The organism is Citrobacter sp. EC_71 (assembly GCF_019584005.1).
In the GTDB taxonomy this organism is placed as follows: Bacteria; Pseudomonadota; Gammaproteobacteria; order Enterobacterales; family Enterobacteriaceae; genus Citrobacter; species Citrobacter werkmanii.
Genome location: NZ_VDAY01000007.1, coordinates 68635 through 88191 on the forward strand (window position 1 = coordinate 68635; position 19557 = coordinate 88191).

The following is a 19557-nucleotide window of genomic DNA, read 5'->3' on the forward strand; positions in this document are numbered from 1 at the left end:
GGGATATTACACCAGGAAGGTTCATTCTCGGCGTGGGTGTGACAAAATAGCGGTTTTACTTAGTCACCCTAAAGCCAGCATGTGGAGAGCCCGATGCGGGATCGCAATTTTGATGACATTGCAGAGAAGTTTTCCCGTAACATTTACGGCACCACCAAAGGTCAATTAAGACAGGCTATCCTTTGGCAGGATTTGGATCGATTATTAGCGACATTCGGTGAGCAAAAATTGCACATTCTGGATGCCGGCGGTGGTGAAGGGCAAACGGCCATCAAGATGGCACAACGTGGGCACTTCGTGACATTATGCGATCTGTCAGGCGAAATGATCGCCCGTGCGAAACAGGCGGCAGAGGCAAAAGGTGTGAGCGGAAACATGCATTTTATACAATGCGCCGCTCAGGACGTTACTGCGCATTTGGAAACCCCGGTTGATCTGATATTGTTTCATGCTGTGCTGGAATGGGTGACGGATCCCGTCAGCGTATTACAGACGCTGTGGTCAGTATTGCGTCCCGGCGGCGCGCTGTCGTTAATGTTCTACAATGCTAACGGTCTGTTGATGCATAACATGGTCGCAGGGAACTTTGACTATGTGCAGGTGGGGATGCCGAAACGTAAAAAGCGTACGCTTTCACCGGACTACCCACGCGATCCGGGGCAGGTTTACCAGTGGCTGGAAGAGATCGGTTGGCAGATAACGAGTAAAACCGGCGTCCGTGTGTTTCATGATTATCTGCGGGATAAGCATAAACAGCATGACGACTACGAAATGTTACTTGAGTTAGAAACGCGCTATTGCCGCCAGGAACCGTATATCAGCCTTGGGCGCTATATTCATGTCACCGCGATTAAAAGTCCGGCCCGAGCCGCAGATGCAAGGATAACCTATGAGTGAATTTTCCCAGACAGTCCCCGAACTGGTTGCCTGGGCCAGAAAAAATGACTTCTCCATCTCTCTGCCGGTAGACAGACTTTCGTTCCTGCTGGCGGTCGCCACTCTGAACGGCGAGCGACTTGACGGCGAGATGAGTGAAGGTGAGCTGGTGGATGCGTTCCGCCATGTGAGTGATGCGTTTGAGCAAACCAGCGAAACCATTGGCGTACGCGCGAACAACGCGATCAACGATATGGTGCGTCAACGTCTGCTGAACCGCTTTACCAGCGAGCAGGCAGAAGGAAACGCGATTTATCGTTTGACGCCGCTCGGCATTGGCATCACCGATTATTATATTCGTCAACGCGAATTCTCTACACTGCGTCTTTCTATGCAGTTGTCGATTGTGGCCGGTGAATTGAAGCGCGCGGCGGATGCGGCAGAGGAAGGTGGCGATGAGTTCCACTGGCATCGCAATGTTTATGCGCCACTGAAATATTCGGTGGCGGAGATTTTTGACAGTATCGATCTCACCCAGCGCATCATGGATGAACAGCAGCAGCAAGTGAAAGACGATATCGCGCAGTTGCTGAATAAAGACTGGCGGGCGGCGATTTCCAGCTGTGAACTGCTGCTTTCTGAAACTTCCGGGACGCTGCGCGAACTGCAGGATACGTTGGAAGCGGCTGGCGATAAGCTACAGGCAAACCTGTTACGCATCCAGGATGCCACGATGACGCATGACGATTTGCATTTTGTCGACAGGCTGGTGTTTGACTTACAAAGCAAACTCGACCGCATTATCAGCTGGGGTCAGCAGTCTATTGATTTGTGGATCGGTTACGATCGTCACGTGCATAAGTTTATCCGTACCGCGATTGATATGGATAAAAACCGCGTCTTTGCCCAGCGTTTGCGCCAGTCCGTGCAGACTTATTTTGACGATCCGTGGGCGCTGACTTATGCCAACGCCGACCGTCTGCTGGATATGCGTGATGAAGAGATGGTCCTGCGTGACGAAGAGGTCACCGGTGAGCTTCCGACAGATCTGGAATATGAAGAATTTAACGAGATCCGTGAGCAACTGGCGGCGATTATCGAAGAACAGTTGGCTATCTACAAATCCAGACAAACGCCACTGGATCTCGGTTTGGTAGTGCGCGAGTATCTGGCGCAATATCCACGTGCGCGTCACTTCGACGTCGCGCGTATTGTTATCGATCAGGCGGTACGTCTTGGCGTAGCGCAAGCAGATTTCACCGGACTGCCAGCCAAATGGCAGCCGATTAATGATTACGGAGCCAAGGTACAGGCGCATGTCATTGACAAATATTGAACAAGTGATGCCGGTAAAGCTGGCGCAGGCGCTGGCGAATCCGTTATTTCCGGCGCTGGATAGCGCCTTACGTTCGGGCCGACATATCGGCCTGGATGAACTGGATAATCATGCCTTCCTGATGGATTTTCAGGAGTATTTTGAAGAATTTTACAGCCGCTATAACGTGGAACTGATCCGCGCGCCGGAAGGATTCTTCTATCTTCGCCCGCGTTCAACGACGCTCATTCCGCGTTCGGTTCTGTCCGAACTGGATATGATGGTGGGTAAAATTCTTTGCTATCTCTATCTCAGCCCGGAACGCCTGGCGAATGAAGGGATTTTTACCCAACAAGAGTTGTACGACGAGCTATTGACGCTGGCGGACGAAGCGAAACTGCTGAAGCTGGTGAACAATCGTTCAACCGGTTCGGACGTTGACCGTCAGAAGCTACAGGAAAAGGTACGTTCTTCGCTAAACCGTCTGCGTCGCTTAGGTATGGTGTGGTTTCTGGGCCACGACAGCAGCAAATTCCGTATTACGGAATCGGTCTTCCGCTTTGGCGCGGACGTGCGCAGCGGTGACGATCCGCGTGAAGCCCAGCGTCGCTTAATTCGTGATGGCGAAGCGATGCCGGTCGAAAACCGCCTGCAGCTTAACGATGAGCCCGAAGAGAATCAGCCGGACAGTGGAGAAGAAGAATAATGATTGAACGCGGTAAATTTCGCTCACTTACGCTGATTAACTGGAATGGTTTTTTTGCCCGTACGTTCGACCTGGATGAACTGGTTACCACGCTGTCCGGTGGTAACGGTGCGGGTAAATCCACGACCATGGCGGCATTTGTTACGGCGCTCATCCCGGATTTAACCCTGCTGCATTTCCGTAATACCACCGAAGCCGGTGCGACCAGCGGTTCACGTGACAAAGGTCTGCACGGTAAGCTCAAAGCGGGTGTCTGTTACTCAATGCTTGACGTCCTCAACTCCCGCCATCAGCGAGTGGTTGTCGGCGTTCGTCTGCAACAGGTTGCCGGTCGCGATCGTAAAGTGGATATCAAGCCGTTTGCCATTCAGGGGCTGCCGATGTCGGTGCAGCCCACCCAGTTGGTTACGGAAACGCTGAATGAACGCCAGGCGCGCGTCCTGTCTCTCCCTGAGCTGAAAGAGAAGCTTGATGAGATGGAAGGCGTGCAGTTTAAGCAGTTCAACTCGATAACGGATTATCACTCGCTGATGTTCGATCTGGGCATCATTGCCCGTCGTCTGCGCTCTGCGTCCGATCGTAGTAAATTCTATCGTCTGATTGAAGCCTCGCTGTATGGCGGTATCTCCAGCGCCATTACTCGCTCACTGCGTGATTACCTGCTGCCAGAAAACGGTGGCGTGCGCAAAGCGTTCCAGGATATGGAAGCCGCGCTGCGTGAAAACCGCATGACGCTGGAAGCTATTCGCGTAACCCAGTCTGACCGCGATCTGTTTAAGCATTTGATCAGCGAAGCGACCAACTACGTGGCAGCAGATTATATGCGCCATGCCAACGAGCGCCGTATTCATCTGGATAAAGCGCTGGAATATCGTCGTGAACTGCATACCTCACGCAAGCAGTTGGCTGCTGAGCAGTATAAACACGTAGATATGGCGCGCGAGCTGGGCGAGCATAATGGCGCGGAAGGCGATCTGGAGGCTGATTACCAGGCCGCGAGCGATCACCTCAACCTGGTGCAAACCGCGCTGCGTCAGCAAGAAAAAATTGAACGCTATGAAGCGGATCTCGAGGAATTACAGATCCGTCTCGAAGAACAAAATGAGGTCGTCGCGGAAGCCGTTGACCGCCAGGATGAAAACGAAGCCCGCGCGGAAGCTGCTGAGCTGGAGGTGGATGAGCTGAAAAGTCAGCTTGCCGATTACCAGCAGGCGCTGGATGTCCAGCAAACGCGAGCTATCCAGTATGCCCAGGCAATTCAGGCGTTAAGCCGGGCCAAAGAGCTGTGTCACTTACCGGATCTGACAGCCGACAGCGCTGCTGAATGGCTGGAAACCTTCCAGGCCAAAGAGCAGGAAGCTACAGAAAAACTGTTGACGCTGGAACAAAAAATGAGCGTGGCGCAAACCGCGCACAGTCAGTTTGAACAGGCTTATCAGCTGGTGGTGGCGATCAACGGCCCACTGGCGCGTGGTGAGGCCTGGAGCGTGGCGCGTGAACTGCTGCGGGAAGGTGTTGAGCAGCGTCACCTGGCGGAACAGGTTCAGCCGTTGCGTATGCGACTCAGCGAGCTGGAACAGCGTCTGCGCGAACAGCAAGACGCCGAACGTCTTCTGGCGGAATTCTGCAAGCGTCAGGGTAAACAGTTCGATATCGATGAGCTGGAAGCGCTGCACCAGGAGCTGGAAGCGCGCATCGCCGCTTTGTCGGACAGCGTATCGTCCGCCAGCGAACAGCGAATGACGCTGCGTCAGGAACAGGAACAGCTGCAGTCGCGTATCCAGCATTTGATGAAACGCGCACCGGTCTGGCTGGCCGCGCAAAATAGCATGAATCAACTTAGCGAACAGTGCGGCGAAGAGTTTACTTCAAGCCAGGACGTGACCGAATATCTGCAGCAATTGCTGGAGCGCGAGCGTGAGGCCATTGTTGAGCGCGATGAAGTTGGCGCGCGCAAAAACGCGGTTGATGAAGAAATTGAACGTTTAAGTCAGCCGGGCGGGGCGGAAGATCAACGTCTGAACGCGCTGGCGGAACGCTTCGGTGGCGTGCTGCTGTCAGAAATTTATGACGACGTTAGCCTTGAAGATGCGCCGTACTTCTCCGCGCTGTACGGTCCATCGCGCCATGCTATCGTGGTGCCGGATCTGTCGCTGATTACCGAACAACTTGAAGGCCTGACGGATTGTCCGGAAGATCTCTATTTTATCGAAGGGGATCCGCAGTCGTTTGATGACAGTGTTTTCAGCGTTGATGAGCTGGAAAAAGCGGTGGTGGTGAAAACCGCCGAACGTCAGTGGCGTTATTCCCGCTTCCCGACGGTGCCGATTTTTGGTCGTGCGGCGCGCGAAAGCCGTATCGAAACCCTGCATGCCGAGCGTGAAGGGCTGTCTGAACGTTTTGCCACGCTCTCTTTTGACGTCCAGAAAACCCAGCGCCTGCATCAGGCGTTCAGCCGCTTTATCGGCAGCCATTTGTCGGTGGCGTTTGAAGCCGATCCAGAAGCGGAAATTCGTCAGTTGAACAGCCGCCGCGTTGAGCTGGAGCGTGCGCTGACCAATCATGAAAATGATAACCAGCAAAGCCGTATGCAGTTTGAACAGGCGAAAGAGGGGGTTTCTGCGCTGAACCGCCTGCTGCCGCGTTTAAATCTGCTGGCCGATGACACGCTGGCCGATCGCGTGGACGAAATTCGCGAGCGTCTGGATGAAGCTCAGGAAGCGGCGCGTTTTGTGCAGCAGCACGGTAATCAGTTAGCCAAACTGGAACCGATGGTCTCGGTTCTGCAAAATGACCCTGAGCAGTTTGAACAACTGAAGGAAGATTACGCGTATTCCCAGCAGATGCAGCGTGATGCGCGTCAGCAGGCGTTTGCGCTGACTGAGGTCGTACAACGCCGGGCGCACTTTAGCTATTCCGATTCAGCCGAAATGCTGAGCGGAAACAGCGATCTGAACGAAAAACTGCGCCAGCGTCTGGAACAGGCGGAAGCTGAACGTACCCGCGCTCGTGAAGCGCTGCGCAGCCACGCCGCGCAGTTAAGCCAGTACAACCAGGTCATGGCGTCGCTGAAAAGCTCCTATGACACTAAAAAAGAACTGCTCAACGATTTACAACGTGAACTGCAGGATATCGGCGTTCGTGCTGACAGCGGCGCGGAAGAGCGTGCCCGTATCCGTCGTGATGAACTGCATGCGCAGCTCAGTAACAACCGTGCGCGCCGTAACCAACTGGAAAAAGCGCTGACCTTCTGCGAAGCGGAGATGGATAACCTGACTCGCAAATTGCGCAAACTGGAACGCGATTATTTTGAGATGCGCGAACAGGTGGTCACCGCGAAAGCCGGCTGGTGTGCGGTCATGCGCATGGTGAAAGACAATGGCGTTGAACGCCGTCTGCACCGTCGCGAGCTGGCGTATCTTTCTGGCGATGAACTGCGTTCGATGTCGGATAAGGCGTTGGGCGCGCTGCGTCTGGCGGTGGCGGATAACGAACACCTGCGTGATGTGTTGCGCATGTCTGAAGATCCGAAGCGCCCGGAACGTAAAATTCAGTTCTTTGTCGCGGTTTATCAACATCTGCGTGAACGTATTCGTCAGGATATTATTCGCACCGACGATCCGGTGGAAGCGATTGAACAGATGGAGATCGAACTGAGCCGTCTGACGGAAGAATTAACCTCGCGTGAACAGAAGTTGGCGATCAGCTCCCGCAGCGTGGCGAACATCATTCGTAAGACGATTCAGCGCGAACAAAACCGTATCCGTATGTTGAACCAGGGTCTGCAAAGCGTATCGTTTGGCCAGGTAAATAGCGTTCGTCTGAACGTCAACGTGCGTGAAACCCACGCCACCTTGCTGGACGTACTTTCCGAGCAGCATGAACAGCATCAGGATCTGTTTAACAGCAACCGTCTGACCTTCTCTGAAGCGCTGGCGAAGCTGTATCAGCGTCTGAATCCGCAGATTGATATGGGGCAACGCACGCCGCAAACCATTGGTGAAGAGCTGCTGGACTACCGTAACTATCTGGAAATGGAAGTTGAGGTTAACCGTGGTTCAGACGGCTGGCTGCGTGCTGAATCTGGCGCACTGTCAACCGGTGAGGCGATCGGGACCGGGATGTCGATCCTGGTGATGGTTGTACAAAGCTGGGAAGATGAAGGTCGCAGACTGCGCGGGAAAGATATCTCGCCTTGTCGTCTGCTGTTCCTTGATGAAGCTGCGCGACTTGATGCCCGCTCTATCGCGACCCTGTTTGAACTGTGCGAGCGTTTGCAGATGCAGCTGATTATCGCTGCGCCGGAAAACATCAGCCCGGAGAAAGGCACCACCTACAAACTGGTGCGTAAAGTCTTCCAGAACACCGAGCACGTTCACGTGGTGGGTCTGCGTGGGTTTGCCCCGCAGTTACCTGAGCCACTGCCAGGAACTGAAGACGCTTCCTCGCAGGCAAGTTAAGTAAGAAGGCGGCTAAATAGCCGCCTTCTTCTTTTCTGAAAAGCACATAATGCCTGGTGTAATTTCTTTAGACTTCTTTACATTAGGTTAGGCAAAAACTATTTGATGTTTATATACTAAAGGTAAGCCTAACTCGTGGCAGGCTTGCTCGTCATACTTCAGCGTGTATTGGCGTTTTACAGGTCCGACCCCAGCAAAACATAAGGGGAATGCATACGGCCTGGCTACTCAAAGTATGATAAAGAAAACAGGGGGCAAGGGATGTTGCTTAATAAAATGTGTGGTCGTCGGCTGTCGGCAATTAGTTTGTGCCTGGCCGTAACATTCGCTCCACTGTTCAATGCGCAGGCCGATGAGCCTGAAATGATCCCTGGCGACAGCTCAGCGTCCGTCAGTGAACAGCCAACAGCGTTACCGCAACCGCAGGTTCAATCTTCCGCGACTGCTATCATGGCGGGTATTCAACCGCTGCCGGAGGGCGTGTCTGTCGATAGCACTCGCGCCAAATTACAATCTCAACTTCCCGCGGGCTTCACGCCGGTTTATATGAGCCAGTTGGAATTGCTGTATGCCGCTCGCGAAATGAAACCGATGTGGGAAAATCGAGATGCGGTAAAAGCGTTTCAGCAACAGTTAGCCGAGGTGGCGATTGCCGGATTTCAGCCGCAATTTACCACCTGGGTCGCATTGCTTACCGACCCGGCGGTAACGGGTCAGGCGCGAGACATCGTGCTTTCTGATGCCCTGATGGGATATCTGCACTTTATCGCAAATATCCCCGTCAAAGGTAATCGCTGGCTCTACAGTGATAAGCCCTATGCGCTGGCAACTCCGCCGATTTCCGTGATCAACCAATGGCAGGTGGCGCTGGATAATGGGCAACTGACGTCGTTTATTACCGGCCTGGCGCCTCAGCATCCGCAGTATGCAGCCATGCATGAATCGTTGTTAAAACTGGTGAGCGATACGCGTCCCTGGCCGCAGTTAACCAGTACCGCGACGCTGCGTCCTGGCGAGTGGAGTAACGATATCCCCGCGTTGCGTGAAATCTTACGCCGCACCGGGATGCTTGAATCAGTCGTCAGTACGGCTGCTAAAGAAGGGCGTAGCGCTTACGGCAGTGAACTGGTTGCGGCGGTGAAGCGTTTCCAGACGTGGCAGGGGTTGGGGGCCGATGGCGCCATTGGACCCGCAACGCGTGACTGGCTGAACGTAACGCCCGCTCAGCGTGCAGGTGTGCTGGCGTTGAATATTCAGCGTTTGCGCCTGCTTCCGAGTGATTTGTCTACCGGTATCATGGTGAATATTCCTGCCTACTCGCTGGTTTATTATCAGAACGGCAATCAGGTGCTAGCCTCACGCGTTATTGTCGGGCGTCCCGATCGCAAAACGCCGATGATGAGCAGTGCGCTGAATAATGTGGTCGTTAACCCACCGTGGAACGTACCGCCGACGCTGGCACGTAAAGATATTCTGCCTAAGGTGTGGAATGACCCGGGATACCTTGAGCGTCACGGCTATACCGTAATGCGCGGCTGGAATAGCAAAGAGACGATAGATCCATGGCAGGTTGACTGGGCGACCATCACCGCATCGAATCTGCCGTTCCGCTTCCAACAGGCGCCGGGCGCGCGTAACTCGCTCGGCCGTTATAAATTTAATATGCCGAGTTCAGATGCTATTTATCTGCACGATACGCCAAACCACAACCTGTTCCAGAAAGATACGCGGGCGCTTAGCTCAGGCTGCGTGCGTGTGAATAAGGCATCTGAGCTGGCGAATATGCTGCTACAGGATGCGGGCTGGAATGATTCGCGCATCTCGGACGCCCTGAAGCAAGGGGATACGCGGTACGTGAATATTCGTCAGAATATTCCGGTCAATCTTTACTACCTGACCGCGTTTGTGGGGGCGGATGGGCGGACGCAGTATCGTACAGATATTTACAATTACGATCTGACAGCGCGATCCAGCGCACAAATTGTGTCAAAAGCCGAACAATTAATCAGATAAATGAAGCAGTTCGAGGAAAATGATTGTCGTAAGTTATGTTGGAAATGGGGCTAAATGGCTGCAAGCCCCGTATTTCCTGGGGTTGGGAGCCTTGACGTGGACTACTTAGCCAGATAAGGTTTCCCGCGTGCGCTAGAGCATACATACGATAACATTGACCTTGTAGACCTTAATACCATGGACAAATTTGACGCTAATCGCCGCAAACTGCTGGCGCTTGGTGGCATTGCCCTCGGCGCTGCCATCCTGCCTACGCCTGCGTTTGCCACACTCTCCACCCCACGTCCGCGTATATTGACTCTGAATAACCTGCATACCGGTGAGTCAATAAAAGCAGAGTTTTTTGATGGCAGGGGCTATATTCAGGACGAATTAGCAAAACTTAACCACTTTTTCCGTGATTTTCGGGCCAATAAAGTGAAATCCATTGACCCGGGATTGTTTGACCAACTCTTCCGTCTGCAGGGTCTGCTGGGCACGCGTAAACCCGTACAGCTGATCTCTGGCTATCGCTCAATCGATACCAATAATGAACTCCGTGCGCGCAGCCGTGGTGTCGCTAAGAAAAGCTACCACACGAAAGGCCAGGCTATGGATTTCCATATTGAAGGCATCGCATTAAGTAATATTCGCAAAGCTGCGTTATCTATGCGCGCAGGTGGTGTAGGATACTACCCCAGCAGTAACTTTGTGCATATTGACACCGGACCTGCACGGCACTGGTGATCCGTAAGCTTAATGAAACAGGAGCTGTATGAACTATCGTATTATTCCGGTCACTGCATTTGCCCAGAACTGCTCGTTAATCTGGTGTGAGCAGACTCGTCTGGCCGCGCTGGTCGATCCCGGCGGCGATGCCGAGAAAATCAAACAGGAAGTGGATGCCAGCGGTCTGACGCTTATGCAGATCCTGCTTACCCATGGTCATCTTGACCACGTAGGGGCGGCGGCTGAACTGGCACAGCATTATGGTGTACCGGTTATTGGCCCGGAAAAAGAAGATGAGTTCTGGTTACAGGGCTTGCCTGCTCAGAGCCGGATGTTTGGCCTGGGAGATTGTGAGCCGCTGATGCCCGATCGCTGGTTAAATGAAGGCGATCGGGTAAGCGTGGGTAATGTCATATTACAGGTGCTCCATTGTCCCGGTCACACGCCGGGGCATGTGGTCTTCTTTGATGAGCAGTCAAAGTTACTGATTTCGGGTGACGTGATTTTCAAAGGTGGCGTAGGGCGCAGTGATTTCCCGCGCGGCGATCACAGTCAATTGATCGATTCGATTAAACGTAAACTGTTGCCGCTGGGCGATGACGTGACGTTTATTCCGGGCCACGGTCCACTTTCTACGCTGGGCCACGAACGGTTACATAACCCGTTTCTGCAGGATGAAATGCCTGTCTGGTAAAACCGCAGATAAATTAAAGGCCGCGATTGCGGCCTTTTTTGTGCGCTATTGATTACAGTACTGCGACAATCGCTTCGCACAGCGGCGCCATGTTATCTGGCGTCATTCCGGCTACGTTTACACGTCCGGAAGCGACGGCATAGACACCAAACTCTTCACGCAGGCGTAGAACCTGCTCTTTGGTCAGGCCGCTGAATGAGAACATGCCGTTCTGTTTGATGATAAAGCTGAAGTCGCGGCTTGCACCTTTCTCCTGCAGCGTATTCACGAACAGTAAACGCATGCGCTGAATGCGTTGGCGCATATCAGTCAGCTCTTGTTCCCAGATGGCGCGCAGCGCGTCGTTGCTCAAAATCGTAGCGACTACGGATGCGCCGTGTGCCGGCGGGTTGGAATAGTTAGCACGAATGGCTGATTTCATCTGGCTAAACGCGCGGTCAACGATTTCAGCATCGGCTGCAACCAACGTACAGGCGCCTACGCGCTCATTGTACAAACCAAAGTTCTTGGAGTAGGAGCTGGCGACGATCAGCTCTTTGTGCAGTGCCGCGAATGCGCGCAGACCTTCCGCATCTTCTTCCAGACCACGGGCAAAACCCTGGTAGGCGAAGTCAAACAGCGGCAACCAACCTTTATCGACGGAAAGCTGAGCCAGCGTTTGCCACTGCTCCAGCGTAGGATCGATACCGGTTGGGTTATGGCAGCAGCCGTGGAATAACACCACGTCGCCGGCCTGCGCTTCGCTGAGGCTTGCCAGCATCGCATCAAAGTCTAAAGAGTGGTTTGCCGCATCGTAATAATTGTATTCACGAACTTCCAGACCGGCAGAGTTAAAGACGCTCTTATGGTTCGGCCAGCTTGGATTGCTCACCCAAACGCGTTTAGCCGAGGTGTTTTTTGCCAGGAAATCAGCTGCTACACGCAGTGCGCCAGTACCACCAGGGGTCTGTGCTGTACGTGCGCGTTTGTCGTTGATAAGCGAACTCTCTTTACCAAACAGTAATTCCTGAGTGCAGCGACCAAACTCTGGAATACCGTCAATGCCAAGGTAGTTTTTGGTGGTTTCATTTTCCAGTATATATTGCTCGGCTTTTTTAACGCTGGTCAGTACCGGCGTTTTGCCTGTCTCATCTTTATATACACCGATCCCGAGGTTTATTTTTCCTGGGCGGTCATCGGCACGAAACAAATCAGCCAGACCCAAAATAGGGTCGGCAGGAGCGGCGGTAATGTTCTCAAACATGACGAGGTTCCATAGTGATTACAGAAGGGAAGTCCGCTATCAGGTTAACGGTAGATTTACAAAATGCCAACCGTTACTGACGAAAAGCTGAGGTGTTTTTTTAAGACGCAAGAATCCGCTAGCAGAGATAAAAAAACAGGACCGAAGTCCTGTTTTTTAGGCATTTAACAAAGAGGTCTGCTATTAGAACTGGTAAACGATACCTACTGCGACGGTGTCGTCAGAGCCTACGCCCAGTTTGTTGTCAGAATCGATCTGGTTGATGATGTAATCAACATAGGTGGACATGTTTTTGTTGAAGTAGTAAGTCGCACCCACTTCGAAGTAGTTCACCAGATCTACGTCACCGATGCCTTCAATGTCCTTACCTTTAGATTTGGTATAGGCGAGGGACGGACGCAGGCCGAAGTCGAACTGATACTGGGCAACCAACAGCACGTCTTCAGTTTTGTTGGCATAACCGTTAGAGATACGGGTAGCGTTACGGGTTTCGCTGTAGTTCGCCGCCAGGTAGATGTTGTTCGCATCATATTTCACGCCAGCAGCCCACTGCTCAGCTTTTGCACCGCGACCGTAGGTCAGCGTTTCTTGCGCGTTGGTGCGGTCAGCTGCGCCATAAGCACCCACGATACCGAAGCCATCCATTTCGTAGCTTACTGAGCCGCCAACACCATCACCGTTAGAGCGACGCGCGTCATCACGCTCATTTTTGCCCAGGTACTGAACGGCGAAGTTCAGGCCTTCAACCAGACCGAAGAAGTTGGAGTTACGGTAGGTTGCGAGACCGCCGTTACGCTGGGAGAAGAACTGGTCAGAAGCAGCGGTATCACCACCGAATTCTGGCAGCATATCGGTGTAACCCAGCGCATCGTATACGACGCCGTAGTTACGACCGTAGTCGAAGGAGCCCGCGTCGCCGAATTTCAGACCGGCGAACGCCAGACGGGTTTTGTTGCCTTTCTGGGCATCGTCACCGCCTTCTGGGTTATTGCCGCTGAACTGGTATTCCCACTGGCCGTAACCGGTCAGTTGGTCGTTAATCTGAGTTTCCCCTTTGAAACCAAGACGGGCATAGGTCTGATCGCCGTTAGGCGCGTAGGCGTTATCACCGTTGTTCTTGGAAAAATAGTGCAGACCCACAGCTTTACCGTAAATGTCTACTTTGTTGCCATCTTTGTTATAAACTTCTGCAGCGTTAGCTGCCCCGGCTACCAGCAGAGCAGGGATAACCACTGCCAGAATATTGCGCTTCATCATTATTTATTACCCTCATCGGTTTTTATATGACACCTGCCACTGCCGCCAATAAATTCCGTCAATTAAAATTTACGGAACTATTGATGAGAGTTTGGTGTCTTTATGTGTCTGACAGGCATCTTTCCATTCAAACTATCGTTTCGCTACTCTCAAAGTGCTACAAATATAAAGATTTGGTTTCAAAAAGAAAAAATGTGTAACAAAACGTTATTTTTATGCAACTTTGTGAACAACTTCAAACTTCAGATGTCTCTGCGCTAAAAATCACCCCTGTTATTTCTATTTATATGATTTTCTTATATTTAATTTTGCTAAGACCGCTTTTTCTTCGCTATGACTAAAAGAACTGATTTAACTGAAGGTGATTTATGGACATCTGGACAGCCATGCGAAAGGTTAAAAAATGTACTATTTAATCAGAAAATGCTAATCCACAATAAAACTGCTGATTATTTTTTGTTCGAATGTGTTGCTGTGAAATATTACGTAACAGGAAGAGGGGAGGTGAAGGGTTGTATTTAACGTGTTATGGGGATCCCTGTAACGTGGCGCGGTTACAAAAAAGGCCAGCAATGAATGCTGGCCTTTGGATTAAAAATTCAGTTTTAGAAGCTGGCGTTACGCGGAGTACGCGGGAACGGAATGACATCACGGACGTTCTGCACGCCAGTAACGTAGGCAATCAGACGCTCGAAGCCTAAGCCGAAGCCGGAATGCGGAACGGTACCGTAGCGGCGCAGGTCGCGATACCACCAGTAATCTTCTTTATTCAGACCCATCTCCAGCATACGGGCATCCAGCACGTCCAGACGCTCTTCACGCTGAGAACCACCGATGATTTCACCGATTCCCGGAGCCAGTACGTCCATTGCCGCAACGGTTTTACCGTCTTCGTTAAGGCGCATATAAAACGCTTTGATATCTTTCGGGTAGTTTTTAACCACGACCGGCGCTTTAAAGTGCTCTTCAGCAAGATAACGTTCGTGCTCGGAAGAGAGATCCACACCCCAGTAAACCGGGTTTTCAAACTGTTTGCCGCATTTTTCGAGAATGCTTACCGCGTCGGTGTAGTCCACCTGCGCGAAGTCGGCGTCAATGAAACGTTCCAGGCGTGAAATCGCGTCTTTGTCTACGCGTTCAGCGAAGAATTTCATATCATCCGCACGCTCTGCCAGTACGGCCTTGAAAGCATACTTCAGCATGGCTTCAGCGAGGCCTGCCACGTCGTCCAGATTGGCGAAAGCCACTTCTGGCTCCAGCATCCAGAACTCTGCCAGGTGACGGCTGGTGTTAGAGTTTTCTGCACGGAACGTCGGGCCAAAGGTATAAATTTTGGACAGGGCGCAGGCGTAGGTTTCGCCGTTCAACTGACCAGAAACGGTCAGGAAGGCTTCTTTACCGAAGAAGTCCTTATCGAAGTCGACTTTTCCCTGATCGTTACGCGGCAGGTTTTCCAGATCCAGCGTAGAAACACGGAACATCTCACCAGCGCCTTCCGTATCGGAAGCGGTGATCAGCGGCGTGGATACCCAAAAGAAACCCTGCTCGTGGAAAAAACGATGCAGTGCTTGCGCCAGCGTATGACGTACACGCGCTACCGCACCAATCATGTTGGTACGCGGACGCATATGCGCGACTTCACGCAGATACTCAATGCTGTGACGCTTGGCCGCCATTGGGTAGGTGTCAGGATCTTCAACCCAGCCCGCGACTTCAACCTCAGTGGCCTGAATTTCAAAGCTCTGTCCCTGTCCAGGCGACGCAACGACTTTACCCGTTACGATAACTGAACAGCCCGTTGTCAGGCGCAATACGTCCTGATTGTAATTGGGCAGAGAATTATTGATGACGGCCTGTACAGGATCAAAGCAGGAACCGTCATAAACGGCGAGGAAGGAGATGCCAGCTTTTGAATCTCGGCGGGTACGCACCCATCCGCGCACGGTGACTTCGCTGTCAACGGCTACGCGGCCCTGGAGTACGTCGGCTACAGGCACAACGCTCATAATATTCTCTCTGTTAATAGTCGGATATATAAACACATGTCCACCCGTAATGGGGGGGATACCTATGTTACCTGGCATCTGCAATCAGACAAGCAGAATTCGTTGCTGGAGTGAAAGATTTCGGAAATAAACGCGAAAAGGGAGCCGATGTGGCTCCCTGTGAAGATTAACTGGCTTTTTTAATATGCGGCAAATCGAAAGCTTTGCGCAACGCACGAACAAACGCTTTATCGTGGCAGATGGTTTTACCGGGGCTGTCAGATAACTTCGCTACCGGTTTGCCGTTACATTCCACCAGCTTGATAACAATATTGAGCGGCTTAACCTGCGGAATATCACACGTTAGCCTTGTACCAATGCCAAAACTCAACTGTACGCGAGAAGAGAAGTGGCGGTAGAGCTCAATCGCTTTTTTCAGATCGAGGTTATCTGAGAACACCAGCGTTTTGCTCAGCGGATCAATCCCCAGTTTTTCATAATGGGCAATGGCTTTTTCACCCCATTCTACCGGATCGCCTGAGTCGTGACGTAAGCCCTGGTAACGGGTCGCAAACTCGACGCCAAAGTCGCGTAAAAATGCGTCCATGGTGATGCAGTCGGTCAGTGCAATCCCGAGTTGGTCAGGATATTCATTTAACCATGCGGCCAGCGCAACACGCTGGCTGGTGGCAAGCTCTGGGCTGATTTGCTGATGAGCCTGGAACCACTCATGCGCCTGTGTACCCATCGGGGTTAATGACAGACGGCGGGCGAGATCGTAGTTGCTGGTGCCGACAAACCAGGATTCTTGCTGCAGGCGTTTAACAATGGCCTGCTGTACTTCGCGTGAAAAACGACGGCGCGTACCGAAATCCATCAGATGGAAGCGGGACATATCGACATCTTTCGTTAAAGCAGAGAATTCGACTAGTTTGCTTTCCAGCTCATTGAGTGCCTGTGGAACGCCTGATTCGGGCGAACGGTAACGGTGCACCAGTTCGCTGATAACCGCCAGCAGCGGGACTTCCCACATGATCACTTCACGCCATGGACCGGTTAAGCGGATGTTCAGCTTACCGTTATCGTTGGTGACGCAAACTTGTTCCGGCTTATAACGGAAATCGCGTAACCAGGCGAGGTAATCAGCTTTAAAGAAAGGCAGGCCGGAGAGCCACTGGTACTCGTCCTCCTGCAGCCGCAGGTGCTGCATAGCATTCACCTGCTCACGAATAGCATCAGCGTAAATACCGAGCAGGTCATCGCCACGGCAACGAAATTCAGCCGCTACTTGTACATCATAGTAGTGGTGAAAAACGGCTTGCTGCATATGCAACTTATAAGCGTCTGTATCCAGCAGCGAGTGCAGAACAGGAGAAGCGAATTGTGTCATAGGTGCGCAGTAGCATCCTCTCACGGGAGCGTTTAGTACAATAAACAACTAAGAAAACCGCTGGAGTATACCCTGTTTAGCGATTTATTGAACCCCGATCACACCATAAGCTGTCTTTCTGGTCGAGGGCAATTCGTGCCGCGTGTTATGAAAATGTAGCAAAAAGGGTGTTTGTGCCTGAAAAGATGAACATTCTGCGTAGCGCGATTTACGCAACAGGAATAGACTGAAGCCGAGACTCTACCAAAGATGCTAAAGGTTTTTTATGACACAACAGCCACAAGCCAAATACCGTCACGACTATCGTGCGCCGGATTACCAGATTACTGATATTGACTTGACCTTTGACCTGGATGCTGAAAAAACCGTGGTCACCGCCGTGAGCCAGGCTGTCCGTCATGGTGCGTCCAGTGCGCCGCTGCGCCTGGATGGCGAAGATCTGACCCTGGTGTCAATCCACGTGAACGACGAGCCGTGGACAGAGTATAAAGAAGAAGAGGGCGCTCTGGTCATCAGTCAGTTGCCGGAACGTTTTACGCTGCGTATTGTGAATGAAATTAGCCCGGCGGCCAATACCGCGCTGGAAGGACTGTATAAGTCTGGCGATGCGCTGTGCACCCAGTGTGAAGCAGAAGGGTTCCGCCATATTACCTGGTATCTCGACAGACCCGATGTTCTGGCGCGTTTTACCACCAAAATTATCGCCGATAAAACCCAATATCCGTTCCTGCTCTCTAACGGCAATCGCGTGGCGCAGGGTGAACTGGAAAACGGTCGTCACTGGGTGCAGTGGCAGGATCCGTTCCCGAAACCGTGCTATCTGTTTGCGCTGGTAGCCGGTGATTTCGACGTCCTGCGTGACACCTTTACCACCCGCTCAGGACGTGAAGTGGCGCTGGAACTGTATGTCGATCGCGGCAATCTGGACCGTGCGCCGTGGGCAATGACCTCGCTGAAAAACTCCATGAAATGGGATGAGGAGCGTTTCGGCCTCGAGTATGACCTCGACATCTATATGATTGTCGCCGTCGACTTCTTCAATATGGGCGCGATGGAGAATAAAGGTCTGAACATCTTTAACTCCAAATATGTGCTGGCCCGCACCGATACGGCCACCGACAAAGACTATCTCGATATTGAACGCGTTATTGGTCACGAATATTTCCATAACTGGACCGGCAACCGTGTGACCTGTCGCGACTGGTTCCAGTTGAGCCTGAAAGAAGGTTTAACCGTGTTCCGCGATCAGGAGTTCAGTTCCGATCTCGGCTCACGCGCGGTAAACCGTATCAGCAATGTACGTACCATGCGCGGCTTGCAGTTTGCCGAAGACGCCAGTCCGATGGCGCACCCTATCCGTCCGGATATGGTCATCGAAATGAACAACTTCTATACCCTGACCGTGTACGAAAAGGGCGCTGAAGTCATTCGTATGATCCACACCCTGCTGGGTGAGGCTAACTTCCAGAAAGGGATGCAGCTGTACTTTGAGCGTCATGACGGCAGCGCTGCTACCTGTGATGATTTTGTGCAGGCGATGGAAGATGCGTCCAACGTCGACCTCTCGCATTTCCGTCGCTGGTACAGTCAGTCCGGTACGCCGATTCTGACCGTGCGTGATGACTACAATCCGTCAACGGAACAATACACGCTGACCATCAGTCAGCGTACGCCAGCCACGCCGGATCAGGCCGAGAAACAACCGCTGCATATTCCTTTCGCCCTCGAGTTGTATGACAACGAAGGGAAAGTGATCCCGCTACAAAAAGGCGGGCATCCGGTGAATGCCGTGCTCAACGTGACCCAGGCAGAACAGACGTTTGTCTTTGATAACGTCTACTTCCAGCCGGTTCCGGCACTGCTGTGCGAATTCTCCGCACCGGTAAAACTGGAATACAAATGGAGCGATCAGCAACTAACCTTCCTGATGCGTCACGCGCGTAACGATTTCTCGCGTTGGGATGCGGCGCAAAGTCTGCTGGCGACCTATATTAAGCTCAACGTTGCCCGTCATCAGCAGGGACAGCCGCTGTCGCTGCCGGTACATGTGGCCGATGCTTTCCGCGCGATTCTGTTGGATGAGAAAATCGATCCGGCGCTGGCGGCAGAAATCCTGACGTTGCCTTCGGTGAATGAAATTGCCGAACTGTTCGACATCATTGATCCTGTGGCGATAACGGAGGTTCGCGAAGCATTGACCCGCACTCTGGCGGCTGAACTGGCGGATGAATTCCTCGCCATCTATAACGCTAATCATCTTGACGAGTACCGCGTTGAGCATGCTGATATTGGCAAACGAACGCTGCGCAATGCCTGCCTGCGCTTCCTGGCCTTTGGCGAAACCCATCTGGCTGACACGCTGGTCAGCAAGCAGTACCGTGAAGCGAACAATATGACTGACGCCCTGGCGGCGCTGTCCGCTGCTGTGGCGGCGCAACTGCCATGCCGCGACGCATTGATGCAGGAGTATGACGATAAGTGGCATCATGACGGTCTGGTGATGGATAAATGGTTTATCCTGCAATCCACCAGCCCGGCGAGAAACGTGCTGGAAACGGTACGCGGTCTGCTGAAGCATCGTTCCTTCAGTATGAGTAATCCGAACCGCATCCGTTCGCTGATTGGTGCTTTTGCGGGCAGCAACCCGGCGGCTTTCCATGCGGAAGATGGCAGCGGCTATCAGTTCCTGGTCGACATGCTGACTGAACTGAACAGCCGCAATCCGCAGGTGGCGTCACGTCTGATTGAGCCGTTGATTCGTTTAAAACGTTATGATGCCAAACGTCAGGCGAAGATGCGTGCGGCGCTGGAACAGTTGAAAGGCCTCGAGAATCTCTCCGGCGATCTGTTTGAGAAGATTGACAAAGCGTTAGCCTGAAACGTTGACCTGTAGTTTAGTAGGCCGGATAA

Annotated in this window: 12 protein-coding genes; 8 read left to right on the forward strand and 4 right to left on the reverse strand. The window is 52.4% G+C overall.

Annotated elements, in window-relative coordinates; all coding sequences use genetic code 11:
• Window positions 1-93: 93 nt before the first annotated feature.
• The 7 genes from cmoM to FHD02_RS09465 all read left to right on the forward strand — a co-directional run bounded on the left by cmoM (window position 94) and on the right by FHD02_RS09465 (window position 10772).
• Complete coding sequence (gene cmoM, locus FHD02_RS09435) at window positions 94-897, forward strand: tRNA uridine 5-oxyacetic acid(34) methyltransferase CmoM (protein WP_042309438.1); 804 nt, start codon at window positions 94-96, stop codon at window positions 895-897.
• Window positions 890-2212 carry a chromosome partition protein MukF gene (gene mukF / locus FHD02_RS09440; protein WP_137359938.1) on the forward strand — a complete coding sequence of 441 codons (1323 nt, stop codon included), beginning with the start codon at window positions 890-892 and terminating at the stop codon, window positions 2210-2212. Before cmoM ends, mukF begins: the two co-directional genes overlap by 8 nt.
• Window positions 2193-2897: a chromosome partition protein MukE gene (gene mukE / locus FHD02_RS09445; protein ID WP_042309434.1), complete on the forward strand. Its 705-nt coding sequence runs from the start codon at window positions 2193-2195 to the stop codon at window positions 2895-2897. The genes mukF and mukE overlap by 20 nt, the downstream gene beginning before the upstream one ends.
• Complete coding sequence (mukB, locus tag FHD02_RS09450; RefSeq protein ID WP_220393826.1) at window positions 2897-7357, forward strand: chromosome partition protein MukB; 4461 nt, start codon at window positions 2897-2899, stop codon at window positions 7355-7357. The genes mukE and mukB overlap by 1 nt, the downstream gene beginning before the upstream one ends.
• Before the next feature lie 261 nt (window positions 7358-7618).
• Window positions 7619-9370 (forward strand): L,D-transpeptidase, encoded by a 1752-nt coding sequence (gene ldtD, locus FHD02_RS09455; RefSeq protein ID WP_137370458.1) that lies wholly within the window; start codon window positions 7619-7621, stop codon window positions 9368-9370.
• Between the two features lie 177 nt (window positions 9371-9547).
• Window positions 9548-10096: a YcbK family protein gene (locus tag FHD02_RS09460; RefSeq protein ID WP_003831948.1), complete on the forward strand. Its 549-nt coding sequence runs from the start codon at window positions 9548-9550 to the stop codon at window positions 10094-10096.
• A 28-nt stretch (window positions 10097-10124) separates the two neighbouring features.
• Window positions 10125-10772 (forward strand): MBL fold metallo-hydrolase, encoded by a 648-nt coding sequence (locus FHD02_RS09465; protein WP_137359942.1) that lies wholly within the window; start codon window positions 10125-10127, stop codon window positions 10770-10772.
• 52 nt (window positions 10773-10824) lie between these two features.
• Here the strand turns inward: FHD02_RS09465 and aspC are convergent, their stop codons facing one another.
• The 4 genes from aspC to pncB form a co-directional block, all read right to left on the reverse strand.
• The gene (gene aspC / locus FHD02_RS09470) at window positions 10825-12015 is read right to left on the reverse strand and encodes an aspartate transaminase (protein ID WP_137359943.1); all 1191 of its coding nucleotides are present in this window, start codon (window positions 12013-12015) and stop codon (window positions 10825-10827) included.
• Window positions 12016-12198: 183 nt separating this feature from the next.
• On the reverse strand, window positions 12199-13272 hold the full coding sequence (gene ompF, locus FHD02_RS09475; RefSeq protein ID WP_087857554.1) for a porin OmpF: 1074 nt from the start codon (window positions 13270-13272) through the stop codon (window positions 12199-12201).
• Between the two features lie 605 nt (window positions 13273-13877).
• The gene (asnS, locus tag FHD02_RS09480; RefSeq protein WP_038639361.1) at window positions 13878-15278 is read right to left on the reverse strand and encodes an asparagine--tRNA ligase; all 1401 of its coding nucleotides are present in this window, start codon (window positions 15276-15278) and stop codon (window positions 13878-13880) included.
• Window positions 15279-15444: 166 nt separating this feature from the next.
• Window positions 15445-16647: a nicotinate phosphoribosyltransferase gene (gene pncB / locus FHD02_RS09485; RefSeq protein ID WP_042309421.1), complete on the reverse strand. Its 1203-nt coding sequence runs from the start codon at window positions 16645-16647 to the stop codon at window positions 15445-15447.
• 265 nt (window positions 16648-16912) lie between these two features.
• Between pncB and pepN the strand changes: the two genes are divergently transcribed.
• Window positions 16913-19525 carry an aminopeptidase N gene (gene pepN / locus FHD02_RS09490; protein WP_220393827.1) on the forward strand — a complete coding sequence of 871 codons (2613 nt, stop codon included), beginning with the start codon at window positions 16913-16915 and terminating at the stop codon, window positions 19523-19525.
• Window positions 19526-19557: the final 32 nt, after the last annotated feature.

Bases quoted from the DNA above. Each gene is read 5' to 3' on its own strand.
- cmoM (WP_042309438.1), top strand. From the start codon at position 94: ATGCGGGATCGCAATTTTGATGACATTGCAGAGAAGTTTTCCCGTAAC.
- mukF (WP_137359938.1), top strand. From the start codon at position 890: ATGAGTGAATTTTCCCAGACAGTCCCCGAACTGGTTGCCTGGGCCAGA.
- mukE (WP_042309434.1), top strand. From the start codon at position 2,193: ATGTCATTGACAAATATTGAACAAGTGATGCCGGTAAAGCTGGCGCAG.
- mukB (WP_220393826.1), top strand. From the start codon at position 2,897: ATGATTGAACGCGGTAAATTTCGCTCACTTACGCTGATTAACTGGAAT.
- ldtD (WP_137370458.1), top strand. From the start codon at position 7,619: ATGTTGCTTAATAAAATGTGTGGTCGTCGGCTGTCGGCAATTAGTTTG.
- FHD02_RS09460 (WP_003831948.1), top strand. From the start codon at position 9,548: ATGGACAAATTTGACGCTAATCGCCGCAAACTGCTGGCGCTTGGTGGC.
- FHD02_RS09465 (WP_137359942.1), top strand. From the start codon at position 10,125: ATGAACTATCGTATTATTCCGGTCACTGCATTTGCCCAGAACTGCTCG.
- aspC (WP_137359943.1), bottom strand. From the start codon at position 12,015: ATGTTTGAGAACATTACCGCCGCTCCTGCCGACCCTATTTTGGGTCTG.
- ompF (WP_087857554.1), bottom strand. From the start codon at position 13,272: ATGATGAAGCGCAATATTCTGGCAGTGGTTATCCCTGCTCTGCTGGTA.
- asnS (WP_038639361.1), bottom strand. From the start codon at position 15,278: ATGAGCGTTGTGCCTGTAGCCGACGTACTCCAGGGCCGCGTAGCCGTT.
- pncB (WP_042309421.1), bottom strand. From the start codon at position 16,647: ATGACACAATTCGCTTCTCCTGTTCTGCACTCGCTGCTGGATACAGAC.
- pepN (WP_220393827.1), top strand. From the start codon at position 16,913: ATGACACAACAGCCACAAGCCAAATACCGTCACGACTATCGTGCGCCG.